Raw genomic sequence first — 13,369 nt, 5'->3', positions numbered from 1 at the left:
TTGGTCAGCGCAATCAGCGCTGCGCTCAAGCCCAGTCTTGGCCGATCTCGCGTATGGCGATGCGATCGATGAAGGGGGGTTCGGCGCCATCCTGGCGTATCTCGATCTCGCCGTCGCGGACCGCGAAGCGGATCACGGTCGCCCCGGCGCCCCGCCAGTCGGTGGTCTCGCCATCGTCCTCGTAGAGTTCGCCGGTGGCGCCCTCGACAAGCCCGCAGACCAGCACCTCGCGCAGATCGTCGATGCCCTCTGGATTGCCGAGCGGGATCAATGCGCCGGCCCGGACGAAGACAGGCAGGCGGCCGAGCGGGGCGGCGACCGTCGCGACCGCGCCGCCTTCGAAATGCGTGCCGTCATGCCAATCGTACCAGCCGCCATCGTGCTGTGGCAGGTAGACGCTGCGCTCGTCCGCGCCTTCCTCCAGCACAGGCGCGACCAGCACGTTCGGCCCCAGCATGAAGGCGTCGTCGGTCCTCGCGGCGGTCGCGTCCTGCGGGAAATCCCAGAGCAGCGGGCGCACGGCCGGGGTGCCGTCGCGGCTGGCGCGCCACATCAGCGTATAGAGATAGGGCATCAGCCGGTAGCGCAGCGCGATCGCCTCGCGCACCTGCGGCACCATTTCCGGATACATCCAGGGCAGGTTGACGACGCCGTCGTCGTTCCAGGAGTTCATGACCATACGCGGCCAGAGCGAGCAGAACTCGTTGAAGCGCACGAAAAGCTCAGGGCCAGGCGTCGGACCGTGGAAGCCGCCGACATCGTGGCCGATCGAGAACATGCCCGACAGGCTCATGTTGAGCCCTTGCGTCAGGTTGTAGCGCAGCGTCTTCCAAGCGGTCTCGTTGTCGCCGGACCAGGTCTGGGCATAGCGCGAAATGCCGGCGCAGCCGCCGCGCGTCACCGAATATTGCCGCTTGGCCGGCTCGCGCTGGCTTTGAGCCTCATAGGAGAGCTTGGTCATCAGCAGCGGCTGGGCGGGGCGGGCCAAGGCCTGCCGGAAGGGCCGGCCATCGCCGTCGCACAGCGCGTCCTCGTCCCAGATCTCGTATTCGTTGTTGTCGTTCCAGACCGTGGTGAAGCCGTAGTCGAGCAGCGCGGTCTCGATGCCGTTTCGCCACCAGGCCCGGCCCTTCGGGTTGGTGTAGTCGAGGTGGAAGCCGAGCCCGTCCCAGAACTGCGCCACAGCCGGCTTGCCGGTCTCGCCGTCACGCACCAGAAAATCGCCATCCAGCGTTTCCTGCAAACGCGGATGATCGTCGAGCAGGCAGGGCTTCAGATTGGCAACCGTGAAGATGCCGGCATCGTTCAACCGCTGCATCGTCGCCTTCGGGTCCGGGAACTTCTCCCGGTTCCAGTTGAAAGCATAGCGGCGGTGGCCGATCTGGGTGTAGCCCGAGCCGAAATGGAAGGAGTCGCAGGGGATGCGGTTCGATTCCAGCTTGCCGATGAAGTCGCTGATGCGGGCGTCGGCATCGGGCGCGTCGGCGATCGCCATCGAGGTCACGCCGAAGCCGAAGGACCACAGCGGCGCGAAGGCCTGCCCGCCGGTCAGCCAGGAAAAGCGGCGCACCACATCCGGCACGGTCGGGCCGGCCATGACGTAATAGTCGAGGTCGCCATCATCGCCTTTCCAGGAGCGGAACAGGCCGTGGTAATTGTCGAGCGTGCAGCCGAAATCGACGCTGCCGGTGGCGAGGTTGTCATAGTAGATGCCATGCGCGCCGGCCGGCCCATCGACGATGAAGAAGGGCAGCATCTTGTAGAGCGGGTCGGACAGTTCGGCATCGAAGCCGCAAGGGTCGACGGCATCGATGGCGAAGCGGCGGCCGGTGCGATCGAGCGGGCCGGCCTTGTCGCCGAGGCCGTAATGCCGCTCGGTGTAGTCGCGCGCCATGAAATGGGCGAGCGCGCCAGTGCGGGCTGAGACCAGATAGGCCTGCGTCGTGCGATCCTGCAGGAAGGGCTTGTCCTCCCCGGCGCGGAACCAGGCGATGCCGAGCGGCGAAAGCGTGACCTCGGCCGAGAGATTGCCGGCCGCGAGAACGACCTTGCCATCGCCCTCGGTGAGGCCTGCCTTCGGGCAGGCGAAGCCCTCAACGCTGTCACGCGGCCGGCCTTCATAAGCCGGCTCCAGGCCGCCGGGCGCGATCGACCAGCCACGGTCGAGCCGGTAGCCGTCGGCCGGCTTCAGCGTGACGCGACCGATATCGCCCTCGAGGATGCGGACGATCAGGGTGTGGCCCAGTCCGACATCGAACAGGGCGGCTTCGCCATCGCGGCCGAGATAGCGGCCTTGGGCAAGGGCTTTCATGGGATGTCTCTCGGCAGTCTTAGGATCGGATGGCCCGACCGGCTTCATCGAAAAGGTGGAGGCCTTCGGGCGGAAAGCCGAGCGAGACCGTGTGGCCGCGCTCATGCATGGTCTGTCCGTCGAGGCGAAGCGTGATCGGCGGCAGACCGGCCGCCGCGCCATACAAATAGCTTTCGCCGCCGAGGCGCTCGACCAGATCGACGGTCAGTGGGAGGCCATCGGTGTCCGCGAGCGTCAGATGCTCCGGCCTGATGCCGAGCGTGACCTTGGCCCCGACCGGCAATCCGACCGTCTCGCAGGCGACCTCGTATCCTGCCTCGCCAAACGCGACCCTGCCCGGCGCGGTCACGCGGCCCGGCAGCAGGTTCATGCGCGGCGAGCCTATGAAACCGGCGACAAAGAGGTTTTCCGGGCGGTTGTAGAGTTCCAGCGGCGTGCCGACCTGCTCGATCCGGCCGGCCTGCAGCACGACGATGCGATCGGCCAGCGTCATCGCCTCGACCTGATCGTGGGTGACGTAGATCATCGTCCCGCCGATCTCCGCGTGGAGTGCGGCGAGCTCCTTGCGGGTCGCGACGCGCAATTCCGCGTCGAGATTGGAGAGCGGCTCGTCGAAGAGGAAGATCTTGGGGTCGCGCACGATGGCGCGGCCGATGGCGACGCGCTGGCGCTGCCCGCCCGACAGGGCCTTGGGTTTGCGCTCGAGATAGTCGGTCAGGCGTAGCATCGTTGCCGCACGACGGACGCGTCGGTCGATCTCGTCGCGCTTGAAGCCCATATTCTCGAGCGCGAAGGCCATGTTCGCGTAGACGCTCATATGCGGGTAGAGCGCGTAGGACTGGAACACCATGGCGAGCCCGCGCTCGGAGGCCGGCAGGCCGGTCACATCGGCGCCGTCGATCGCGATGGTTCCACCGCTGATCTCCTCCAGCCCGGCGATCGAGCGCAGCAGCGTGGACTTGCCGCAGCCGGAAGGGCCGACGAAGACGATGAATTCGCCATCCGTCACATCGAGGTCGATGCCGTGGAGCACGGCCGTCGCGCCGTAGGACTTGCGGACGGCGGAAAGGGTCAGGCCGGCCATCTCTATTTCATTCCCGTATTGGCGATGCCGGTGGTGATGAAGCGCTGCAGGAAGACGAAGACCAGCGCCACCGGCAGCAGCGTTACCACCGTCATCGCGAGCAAATAGTGCCACTGCGTCTGCAACTCGCCCTGGAAGGCGTTGAGGCCGATCTGCAACGTGTAGGATTCCGTCTTGGTCAGCACGGCGAGCGGCCAGAGGAACTCGTTCCAGCGCCACATGATCGAGAAGATCGCGAGCACGGCGAGCGCCGGCAGGGCCAGCGGCATGACGATGCGCCAGTAGATCTGCCACTCCGAGGCCTTGTCCATGCGCGCGGCCTCGATCAGGTCGCGCGGCAGGGTCAGCATGTATTGGCGCAGCAGGAAGACGCCGGTCGGGGTCGCCGCGCCGGGCAGGATCACCGCCCAGAGCGAATTGACCAGGCCGAGCTTGGTGACGACCAGATAGACCGGGACGAGGATGATGGTGATCGGGATCATCAGCGTGCCGATGACCATCAGCATCACCGCCGTCTTGCCCTTGAACTCGTAGATCGACAGCGCATAGGCGGCCATTGAGTTGATGATCAGCGTCAGGATCGTCGCGACGACCGTTACGAAGACTGAGTTCCAGAGGAAGCGGGTGAAGGCAAAGCGCTCCAGCGGCTCGGTGTAGTTCTCCGTCGCGAGCTTGAACTCGCGGACGGGCGTGCGCTTGTCGATGGGAACGCGGATCGTCTCGCCGGGGTTGGCGGGGTCGACCATCTGGGCCTGAATGCCGATGCGGCGAACCTGCGCCAGCACCCGCTTGCTGCCATCCGGCATCTCGACCTCGAAGAGCGGCAGCGGCTGCGACTGGCCCGGCAGCGTCACTTCCTTCTGCGACATCGGCAGCAGGGTGGGTGGGAATTCCAGCAGACCGGCCTGCGTCTTGAACGAGGAGATGCCGAGCCAGAGCACCGGGCCGAACATCAGGACGACACCTAAGGCGAGGTAGGCGTAGGCCGCGATATCGGTCCAATGCCAGCGGCCGGGATTGCGGCGGGCAGTGGCGAGCTTGGTCACGAGGCTCATGCGGCCCCCTTGCGGCGGCTGACCGCGAGCTGGAGCAATGTCAGCGCGAAGAGCACGACGCCAAGCACGACCGAAGCCGCAGCCGCCAGACCGAAATTCTGGACCTGATTGGAGAAGGCCGTCTCGTAGATGTAGTGCACGATCATGACGGTCGCGGTGCCCGGACCGCCGCCCGTCAGCACGAAGACCTCGTCGAAGGTCTGCACACCCTTGATCAGCGCCAGCACGATCACGACGATCATGTTCGGCCAGAGCAACGGCAAGGTGATGCGCCAGAACACCCGCCAGCGCGGCGTCGCGTCCATCTCCGCCGCCTCATAGAGATCGGCGGGAATGGCCTGGAGGCCCGCGAGCAGGATCAGCGTGTAGAAGCCCATATGCGCCCAGACCGAGACGAAGACGATCCAGAACATCGCCCAGCTCGGATCGACCAGGAACAGGATGCGCTCGCCGCCCATGCCGGTGATCGCCGCATTCAGCAGGCCGTCACGCTGGAGGATCCATTTCCAGGTCAGCGCCACCACCACGGGCGAGAGCAGCACCGGAAAGAAGTAGACGGCACGGAAGAAGCCGCGCGCCCTGATCTTCATGTTCAGGACCACCGCGGTCAGCAGCGAGAACAGCACCATCGCGGTGACCTGAAATACGGTGAAGCGGGCGGTGTTGGAGACGCCGCGCCAGAAATGGTCCTCGCGGCAGGAGCCGGGGTCGAGATAGGAGCCGCAGTCGAACAGATAGCCGTATTGCTCGGCGCCGACGAAGGGACGCTGCGAGGGAAACAGCCCCGCTCCGCCCGTGACCGAGAAGACCACGTTGACGATCAGTGGCAGGAAAACGAAGAGCGCGAAGAGCGCGAGATTGGGCAGCAGGAAGACATAGGCCATGCGCCGCTCGCCGATAAGGCGCTGGAGCGCGCTCATCGGCCAGTCGATCAGGCGCATCAGCAGCGCCAGCGGGCGGGCGAGCAGGCCTGTGCCGCCCGGCCGCGATGTCGTCCCCAACGTCATCCGCCTTACTTCTTGCGCTCGGCGATCTGCTGGGCGACGTCGGTGTCGATGCGCTTATAGGCGTCGTCCAACGAGGTCTCGCCCGAGATTGCCTGGCCGAGGCGGCTGATCACGGCGTTGAAGATCACGCGGTTGTTGACGTAGCCCTGCAGCTTGTAGGCGGCGGGCGAGATCTGCGCGACCTGATCCGAGAAGACCTTGAGCGCGGCCTTGGCGGGAGCGCTGGCGGTCGGGTAGTCCAGCCCCTTGGCCGCGATGCCAAGATGGCCGGGGACAAACAGCGAGCGGGCATAGAACTCGCTCAGCACCGACTCGCTTGCCAGATAATCCATCACCTTGGCGACGGCCTCCGGGCTCTTGGTCGTCTTGATGGCAACGAGGCCGGCGCCGCCCGGCATGGCCGAGCAACCGCCCGTGCCGCAGGGCGAGGGCACCGCGACCCAATCGAAGGCATCGCCGACCGTCTTGTCGAACTGCGCGATCTGCCAGGAGCCGGACTGGTACATCACGACCTGGGCGTTCTTGAACTCGTCATTGGCGCCGCGATAGGCGGTGCCGGAGACCGAGCCCCAAAGCTCCTTCTTCATCACGCCGCTCTGGTGCCAGTCATAGACCAGCTTGGCGGCGCGCTTGAAACCATCGTCGATGACCGCCGGCTCGCCCTTGTCGTCGAAGACCTTGGCGCCTTCCGAAACAGCGACCGAGAAGAAGCGGTGGCCGGAGCGGTCTATCGCCACCGGGAACGGGGCCTGCACCTTGTCGGCCACGGCCTTGGCGGCCTTGCCCCAATCCTCCCAGGTCGCCTTGGCGCCCGGCATGGCGATGCCGGCCTGCTCGAACAGCGTCTTGTTGACGAAGGGGCCGGTGACGGTGAGCTGCGTCATGAAACCGGTGATCGCGCTGGAATCGCCCTCGGGGCGCATCCAGGGCAGGAACGGCCCGAAATTCTTCTCCCAATAGGACGCGTCCTTGAGATAGGGGCGCATGTCGAGCGCGTAACGGGCAATGCCGCCGAGGTCGACGACGCGGGCGATATCAGGGCCCTGTCCCGAAGCGAGCTGGACCGGCAGGTTCTCGGTAATCGCCTTGTAGGGCACCTGGTCGAGGACGACCTTGATGTCCTTGTTCTGGGTCTCGAAGCGCTTCAGCAGGTCCGTGAGAACCTCGCCTTCGTTGCCGTCGGAATACCAGGCGATGCGCACCGTGGTCTGGGCAAAGGCGGCGCTGCCGGCCATCAGGCCGACCGTCAGCGCGAGCGTGGAAATCCAGTGCTTGCCGTTCATCCGCGTTTCCATCCCTGAGCGTCACAGCACCTCAACGAGCGCCTTGGCATGGACTAAGGCAAACGTTTGCCTCACTTGTCAACGGGGACTTCCGGGCGCCATCGTGCGCAAAACGATTCTCAGGGCATATTCTCTGGTCGAGCGAGGACGACGATGACGGCGAAAGCCGGCAAACATCCTGCCATTGCCTCGCTCGCGACCGTGGCGCGGGAAACCGGCGTTTCGGTCGCCACCGTCTCACGCATCGTCAACGGCAAAAGCGGGCGAGCCTCCGTGGAGACTGTCGCGCGCGTGGCGGACGCCATCGAACGGCTGGGCTATCGCCCCAACCCTGTCGGCCGCGCGCTGAAGCGGCGGGCAAGCCGCGTCGTGGCGATGCTTTCGCCCAATCTCGACAATCCGGCGATGGCTGCCATCGCGGTCTCGACGGAGGCCGCGCTGCGTGCAGCCGGCTATGTGATGATCCTGTGCGACACCCATGACCGGCCGGAACTTCAGGACGACTACCTGCAGGCGATGCGGGATCAGTTCGTCGCCGGCTTCGTGATGGTGAGCGCGGTACGCAGCGCGGGCCTCGATCAAGCCGTCCGGCGCGGCGATCCGGTGGTGTTCGTGGCCCGGCGCAGCCCGCTCGGCGGCGGCGCCTTCGTCGGCATCGACGATCATGCCGCCGGGGCCGACGCGGCCGATTTCCTGCTCGGCCTCGGCGTCGAGCGGCCGGCCGTGCTGATGGCCTCGCAGAACATCTCCAGCACGGTGCAACGCGCCACCGGCTTCATCGAACGGATGAACGCGCGTGGCGTGCCGGACCGCGATATCCGGCGCGTGAGCGCGCCCGGCCTGTCGCATATCGAAATCGGCTATGCCGCCGCGCGTGCCTTGGTGGAGGCCGGCGGCTGGCCGCAGGGGGCGCTCTGCGTCAGCGACATGATCGCTTATGGCGCCTACCGACTTGCCAACGAGACGGGGGTCTCGATCCCCCGCGACTGTGCCATCATCGGCATCGACGGCAATGCGATCAATGCCTGGATCGCGCCTTGGCTGACCTCGATCCGTATTCCCTACGAGCAGTTCGGGCGCCATATCGTCGCGCAGCTCACGCGGCAATGGGCCGGCACGGACACGACCGAAATCCATGTCCCGCACGAGCCGCTCACCCCGGCAGAGGCAATGCCGGACGACGCCCGGCCTGTCGCACCCGTCGTATAGGCGAGGTCAGGGATGGTGGCGGCTGGCTTCATGGGCCGCGATCCTGTCTGATGCAGCGGCTGAACGAGGACCGCCTTCGAATCATGACGCTCGCCTTGCTCAAGCGCATGCTCGGCGCTCAATCGGTCGCCGTCATCGGCGAGTCCGAGAGCTGCGACCGGATCGCCGCGTCCATCGAGGCCGGTGGCTATCGCGGGCACTTCTCCCGGATCGAGCGCGATGCCGCGCGGCTCCCCCCGAATTGCGATCTCGTGGTGGCGTCGGCCGCGACGGCGCGGACGGTGATTCCCGAAGCCGCCGCGCTGGGATGCGCTGGGCTGCTCGTGCCGGACGGCGACGCTGGCGATGTTTTGCCCTTGCGAGCAGCCGCGGAGGCGGCGGGCATCCGTCTGCTCGGCCCGGATGCGCTAGGTCTGGCCGCGCCGCGTCTCGGCCTCAATGCGTCGGCGATCTCCGTCATGCCGCCGCTGGGGTCGCTCGCGCTCATCGCGCAGTCGAATTCCATCGCCGCCGGCATCCTCGCCTGGGCGGCTCGGCGCGGCATCGGGCTGTCCGGCGCGGTGATGCTCGGCGAAGGCGCGGATATCGATGTCGCCGACTGCCTAGACCATTTCGCCAATGACGGCGCGACGCGCACGATCCTGCTTGCGATCGACGGGGTCACCGATGCCGGGCGGTTCCTGTCCTCGGGCCGTGCGGCGGCGCGGCTGAAGCCGGTGCTGGTTCTGAAGCCGCCGGGTTTTGCATCGACGGGGCCCGCGTTGACGCATGCGGCGCTGATCGTAACCAGCGACGCTGCCCACGATGCCGCCTTCCACCGCGCGGGATTGCTGCGCGTCAGCGATCTCGACGAGTTGTTCGCGGCGGCCGAGACGCTGGCACGCGCGCGGGCCGCCGAGGCCGGGCGTCTGGCCATCATCAGCAATGGCGACGGCCTTGCCGCGCTGGCCACGGGCCGGCTCCGCCAGCTCGTCGGAGCACAGTCCCTAACGCGGGATGCGGTCCGCGTGCGCAGCGCTGGCGATTACCACGCCGCGACGGCCGCAGTGCTGGCCGATCCGGATGTCGATGCGGTGCTGGCGCTGAACGCGCCGGTTCCGCCCTGCGATCCGGCGGACTGTGCCCGCGCCGTCATCGCTGCCCGGCAGCAGGCCGCTTCGCACAAGCCTGTGCTGGCGGTCTGGCTGGGAGGATCGGACGACATCACGACCTTGTTTGCAACCGGTGGCATTCCCTCCTTCTCGACCGAGGCCGAGGCGGTCGTCGGTTTCCAGCACCTGACACGCCACGCCCAGCTCCAGCGCGAGTTGATGGCGACGCCGCCGTCGAATGCCCATGACCGCCCGCCCGATCTCGCGGCCGCCCGCCGGATCATCGCGAAGGCGCTGGCCGAGGACCGGCATTGGCTCGGCCCGGACGAGGTCAGCGACCTGCTCGCGATCTTCGCGATCCCGATGCTGCGGCCGCTCGTCGTGCCGGACGGCGAGGCCGCCGCCATCGCCGCGCGGCCCTTCCTGATGGCCGGCCGCACGGTCGCGCTGAAGATCGTTTCCCCCGACGTGCCTCATAAATCCGATGTCGGCGGCGTCGCGCTCGATCTTGCGAGCGAGGAGGCGGTGATCACTGCTGCGCGGCGCATGGCGGCGCAGCTGCAGCGCCAGCAACCACAGGCGAAACTCGACGGTTTCTCGGTGCAGCCGATGGCGCACCAAGCCAAGGCGCGCGAGCTGATCGCGGGGTTTGCGACGGACCCCTGCTTCGGCCCGGTCATCATCTTCGGGCGCGGCGGCACGGCGGCCGAGCTGATCGCCGACATCCATGCCGCGCTGCCGCCGCTTGACATGGCCTCGGCGCAAGGGCTGATCTCGCGGACCCGCGTCTCGCGCATCCTCGCGGCCTATCGCGACGTGCCGGCGGCGGACCGAAACGCCATCGCGGCCGTCCTGGTTTCCGTGGCGGAGATGGCTTCGATCCTGCCCGAGATCCGCGAAATCGACCTCAACCCCATCCTGGCCGACGCCGCCGGCGCGGTTGCGGTCGATGCCCGCATCGTACTTGAACCCGACCCCGCGCAACGCCGTCGCCCCGCGATCAGGCCGTATCCGGCGAGCTGGACACGTGCGTTGCCGCTCGGGCAGCGACGCTTCCTCGTCAGGCCGATCAAGCCGGAGGATGAGGGCGCGATCGCAGAGATGCTGAAGCGGGTCACGCCGGAGGATCTGCGGCTGCGGTTCTTCGCCCCGATCAAAAGCTTCAGCCACAGCTTCCTGGCGAAACTCACGCAGCTCGATTACGCCCGCGAAATGGCGTTCGTCGCTTTGGACGAGCCCGGTGGCGAGGCGGCGGGCGTCGTTCGTCTTCATGCCGACCCCGGCCATGTCGAAGCGGAATATGCGATCCTGCTGCGCTCCGATCTGAAAGGGCTCGGGCTTGGCCGGGCGCTCATGCTGCTGATCATCGAATGGGGCCGCACAGAGGGCCTGGCGGTAATCCAGAGCCAGGTTCTGGCCGAGAACGGCCCGATGCTGGAACTCTGCCGCAGCCTCGGCTTCGCGGTCTTGATCGATCCCGATGACAGCGCGATCCGGCGCGTCTCGCTGAGATTGAACCCGCCTGGTCGGAACCCGCCTGGCTCCCCGCCATGATGCCCCTGCCCGCTATCGCTTCCGAGGATCGCCTATGACCCAGCATCGCTTCGACCCGACACAGTACTGGAACGTCATCGGCACGGTGCCGCCCGTGCTCGAGATCGCGAGCGGTGACAGCGTCGTGACGACGACGCTCGATGCCGCCGGGTTCGACGGCGAGGGTGTGCAACGCGCGCCGCGCGGCAACCCGATGACCGGTCCCTTCGCCGTCGAGGGCGCCGAGCCCGGCGATGCGCTGCTCGTGACCATCCAACGCATGACGCCGAACCGCGGCACCGGCTGGACCTATTCGCCGCTGGCGCCCGGCGTGCTCGACCCCGCCGCCCTCGCCGATCTGCCGAAGCGCGAGCGCTACGAATGGGCGATCGACGCCGAACGCGGCACGGTCGCCCTGCTGGACCCGTCAAAGAAGATGAAGAGCTGGGAAATGCCGCTGCGGCCGATGCTGGGCTGTTTCGGCGTGGCGCCCGAGCGCGGGCAGGCGATCTCGACCGCGACGAGCGGCCCTCATGGCGGGAATATGGATTACCGGCTGTTCGGCCCCGGGGCCACCATCGCCTTTCCCGTCTCCGCGCCGGGCGCACTATTCTTCCTCGGTGACGGCCACGCCTGTCAGGGCGATGGCGAGATCGCCGGAACAGGGGTGGAGACAAGCTTCGAGGTCGAGTTCAGCGTCGAGCTGCGCAAGGGCCTGTCCTTGCGCTGGCCGCGCTGCGAAACCGAGACCGAGCTTCTGGTGATCGCGAGCGGGCGCCCGCTCGACCAGCCCCTGCAGTTCGCCACCAGCGAGATGCAGCGCTGGATCGGCGAGGATCTCGGCCTCGATGCGATCGAGGCCGGCCATTTGCTGGGCCAGAGTGTGCGCTACGACATCGCCAACGTCTTCAACCCGGCCTATTGCGTGGCGTGCCGGCTGGAAAAGACCGATTTCATCCGCGCCATGTCCTTGCGCGGCACGGGGTGAGTCCTGGGGCCGCCGCTCAGGCGCCGACTTTTGCCAGAACGTCGGCGCGCAGGAAGCGCTCGATGAAGAGCATGAACAGCACCGAGGGCACGAGCAGGATCAGGGCGGTGATCGACGCGACCTGGTAATTGCCGCCCATAGCGGCGCTATAAAGCAACAGCGGCAGCGTCGTGACCTGCGGGACGCCGACGAAGAAGGTGCCGGTGAACTCGTCGAGCGATTCCAGAAAGACGAAAATGCCCGACGCGATGATGCCGGGCGCGGCCAGCGGCAGCGTCACGGTCAGAAAGGCCCGCATCGGCGAGGCGCCGATGTTGCGGGCGGCGAGCTCCAGATCGCGGTCGACCGCGCCGAAGGCCGCAGCCGCGATCCAGACCGAATAGACCAGCCCATGCGCGGCATGCACGAGAACCACGGCGAAGACCGTGCCGTTGATGCCGATCTGGTAGAAGATGCGGGCGACGTTGATGTAGATCGCCACCGAGGGAAACGCCTGCGGCAGCAGGAACAGCACCATGAAGAACGCTCGCGCCGGCAGCTTCAAACGCGCCAGCGCGTAGCCGGCGGGGATCGACAGCGCCAGCGCAACGACGACCGTCAGCACCGCGATCCAGACCGAGGTGCCGAGCGAGACCATGGCGTCGCCGGTCGGGCGGAAGACCTGTTCCCAATAGCGCGTGCCATAGGTCACCGGCAGCTTGTAGGGCGTGTACCAGCGCTCGGCGACGGACCAGAGCGCGAGATTGGCGAGCGGGCCGATCAGGACGAAAGCGAAAGCGGCGAGCAGGAAAGCCGCCAGCGTCGCGCGCGCGGTCGATGCCAGGCGCGTCACGGCGTGCTCTCCTTTGACATGCCGCGCTTCAGGTAGATGATCGCCGCGCCCGCCGAGAGCAGATAGGTGATGACGCCGAGCGCATTCGCCGTCGAGTAGTCGCCATAGGCATTGATGCGGAAGGCCATGTCGACGGTCAGCATGGTCGGCTGCGAGCCCGCCACCATCATCGGCACAGAAAGCACCGAAAGCATCGTGACGAAGGAGAGCACCAGCGCGACGAGAAGCTGCGGCATCACCTGCGGCAGCGCCAGTTCGACCAGCACGCGCAGGCGCGAGGCGCCGAGATTGCGGCCGGCTTCCAGCGTTGCGCGGTCAAGAGCCGCAAGCGCCCCGGCGAGCAGCAGGGCGACGAAGGGCGTCTGCTTCCAGACGAAGGTCGCGATGATGCCGCGCCAGTCCAAAAAGCTTACCGCCTGCAGCGGCTCCATCAGCCCGAGCGAGACGAAGGTGTTGTTCATCAGGCCGTTCTTGGCGAGGAAGGTACGCATGCACTGCGCCGCCACGATGAACGGAATGAACAGCGGCCAACGATAAAGCGCCTTCAGCGTGCCGACGATGTAGCGATTTTCGCCCAGCGTCAGCGTGCCGGCGATGATGATCGCCATCAGCCCGGTCAGCGCACAGGAGGCGAGCACGATGACGACGGTGAAGACCACGTCACCGGAATAAAGCTCCCAGGCCTTGCGGAAGGATTCAAGGGAAAAGCCACCCTGCGGGCCGGTAAAGGCCGAGATCAGCGAAAACGAGAGCGGATAGAGAAACAGCGCGGCCACCAGCGCGAGACCGGGCGCGATCAGCAGCAGAGCGAGATTGCGTTGGGACAGGGGCATTCGGCGCGGCTTTTCGGCAAGGGCGGGACGTCATCCCGGACGTAGCGAAGCGGAAATCCGGGATAATCAGCCGTCATTGCGAGGAGCGCAGCGACGACGCAATTCAGGGAGACGTGGAGCGCTGCCGCCCCTGGATTGCTTCG

General features: G+C 66.8%; 10 protein-coding genes. 3 read left to right on the top strand and 7 right to left on the bottom strand.

Features of this window, described 5'->3' with window-relative positions:
* Positions 1 to 25 precede the first annotated feature (25 nt).
* From AC1DR6_RS14265 to AC1DR6_RS14245, 5 genes are read right to left on the bottom strand one after another with little or no spacing between them, the layout of a single operon-like run.
* A complete protein-coding gene (locus tag AC1DR6_RS14265) occupies positions 26 to 2,311 on the bottom strand; it encodes a glycoside hydrolase family 31 protein (protein WP_476829897.1) in 2,286 nt (761 codons plus the stop codon).
* 19 nt (positions 2,312 to 2,330) lie between these two features.
* A complete protein-coding gene (locus AC1DR6_RS14260; protein ID WP_476829896.1) occupies positions 2,331 to 3,395 on the bottom strand; it encodes an ABC transporter ATP-binding protein in 1,065 nt (354 codons plus the stop codon).
* 2 nt (positions 3,396 to 3,397) lie between these two features.
* Complete coding sequence (locus AC1DR6_RS14255) at positions 3,398 to 4,450, bottom strand: carbohydrate ABC transporter permease (protein ID WP_476829895.1); 1,053 nt, start codon at positions 4,448 to 4,450, stop codon at positions 3,398 to 3,400.
* Positions 4,447 to 5,457, bottom strand: a complete 1,011-nt coding sequence (locus tag AC1DR6_RS14250) for a carbohydrate ABC transporter permease (protein WP_476829894.1) — start codon at positions 5,455 to 5,457, stop codon at positions 4,447 to 4,449. The genes AC1DR6_RS14255 and AC1DR6_RS14250 overlap by 4 nt, the downstream gene beginning before the upstream one ends.
* 5 nt (positions 5,458 to 5,462) lie before the next feature.
* Positions 5,463 to 6,740 (bottom strand): ABC transporter substrate-binding protein, encoded by a 1,278-nt coding sequence (locus AC1DR6_RS14245; RefSeq protein WP_476829893.1) that lies wholly within the window; start codon positions 6,738 to 6,740, stop codon positions 5,463 to 5,465.
* Positions 6,741 to 6,893: 153 nt separating this feature from the next.
* On the opposite strand from AC1DR6_RS14245, the gene AC1DR6_RS14240 reads away from it, so the two are divergent.
* From AC1DR6_RS14240 to AC1DR6_RS14230, 3 genes are all read left to right on the top strand, one after another.
* Complete coding sequence (locus AC1DR6_RS14240) at positions 6,894 to 7,949, top strand: LacI family DNA-binding transcriptional regulator (RefSeq protein ID WP_476829892.1); 1,056 nt, start codon at positions 6,894 to 6,896, stop codon at positions 7,947 to 7,949.
* An 83-nt stretch (positions 7,950 to 8,032) separates the two neighbouring features.
* Positions 8,033 to 10,594 (top strand): bifunctional acetate--CoA ligase family protein/GNAT family N-acetyltransferase, encoded by a 2,562-nt coding sequence (locus tag AC1DR6_RS14235; RefSeq protein WP_476829891.1) that lies wholly within the window; start codon positions 8,033 to 8,035, stop codon positions 10,592 to 10,594.
* 34 nt (positions 10,595 to 10,628) lie between these two features.
* On the top strand, positions 10,629 to 11,561 hold the full coding sequence (locus AC1DR6_RS14230) for an acetamidase/formamidase family protein (RefSeq protein ID WP_476829890.1): 933 nt from the start codon (positions 10,629 to 10,631) through the stop codon (positions 11,559 to 11,561).
* A gap of 16 nt (positions 11,562 to 11,577) precedes the next feature.
* Here the strand turns inward: AC1DR6_RS14230 and AC1DR6_RS14225 are convergent, their stop codons facing one another.
* Both AC1DR6_RS14225 and AC1DR6_RS14220 read right to left on the bottom strand, forming a co-directional pair.
* A complete protein-coding gene (locus tag AC1DR6_RS14225; RefSeq protein WP_476829889.1) occupies positions 11,578 to 12,393 on the bottom strand; it encodes an ABC transporter permease in 816 nt (271 codons plus the stop codon).
* Entirely contained in the window at positions 12,390 to 13,220 is an 831-nt protein-coding gene (locus tag AC1DR6_RS14220; RefSeq protein WP_476829976.1) for an ABC transporter permease, read from the bottom strand. The genes AC1DR6_RS14225 and AC1DR6_RS14220 overlap by 4 nt, the downstream gene beginning before the upstream one ends.
* Positions 13,221 to 13,369 lie beyond the last annotated feature (149 nt).

The sequence above is a fragment of the Allobosea sp. P5_A5 genome, from assembly GCF_056400625.1.
This window is presented reverse-complemented; position numbering and strand designations above follow the sequence as displayed.

Excerpts from the sequence above, each read along its gene's own strand:
- AC1DR6_RS14235 (WP_476829891.1), top strand. The coding sequence starts at position 8,033 with ATGACGCTCGCCTTGCTCAAGCGCATGCTCGGCGCTCAATCGGTCGCC.
- AC1DR6_RS14240 (WP_476829892.1), top strand. The coding sequence starts at position 6,894 with ATGACGGCGAAAGCCGGCAAACATCCTGCCATTGCCTCGCTCGCGACC.
- AC1DR6_RS14265 (WP_476829897.1), bottom strand. The coding sequence starts at position 2,311 with ATGAAAGCCCTTGCCCAAGGCCGCTATCTCGGCCGCGATGGCGAAGCC.
- AC1DR6_RS14230 (WP_476829890.1), top strand. The coding sequence starts at position 10,629 with ATGACCCAGCATCGCTTCGACCCGACACAGTACTGGAACGTCATCGGC.
- AC1DR6_RS14255 (WP_476829895.1), bottom strand. The coding sequence starts at position 4,450 with ATGAGCCTCGTGACCAAGCTCGCCACTGCCCGCCGCAATCCCGGCCGC.
- AC1DR6_RS14260 (WP_476829896.1), bottom strand. The coding sequence starts at position 3,395 with ATGGCCGGCCTGACCCTTTCCGCCGTCCGCAAGTCCTACGGCGCGACG.
- AC1DR6_RS14245 (WP_476829893.1), bottom strand. The coding sequence starts at position 6,740 with ATGAACGGCAAGCACTGGATTTCCACGCTCGCGCTGACGGTCGGCCTG.
- AC1DR6_RS14250 (WP_476829894.1), bottom strand. The coding sequence starts at position 5,457 with ATGACGTTGGGGACGACATCGCGGCCGGGCGGCACAGGCCTGCTCGCC.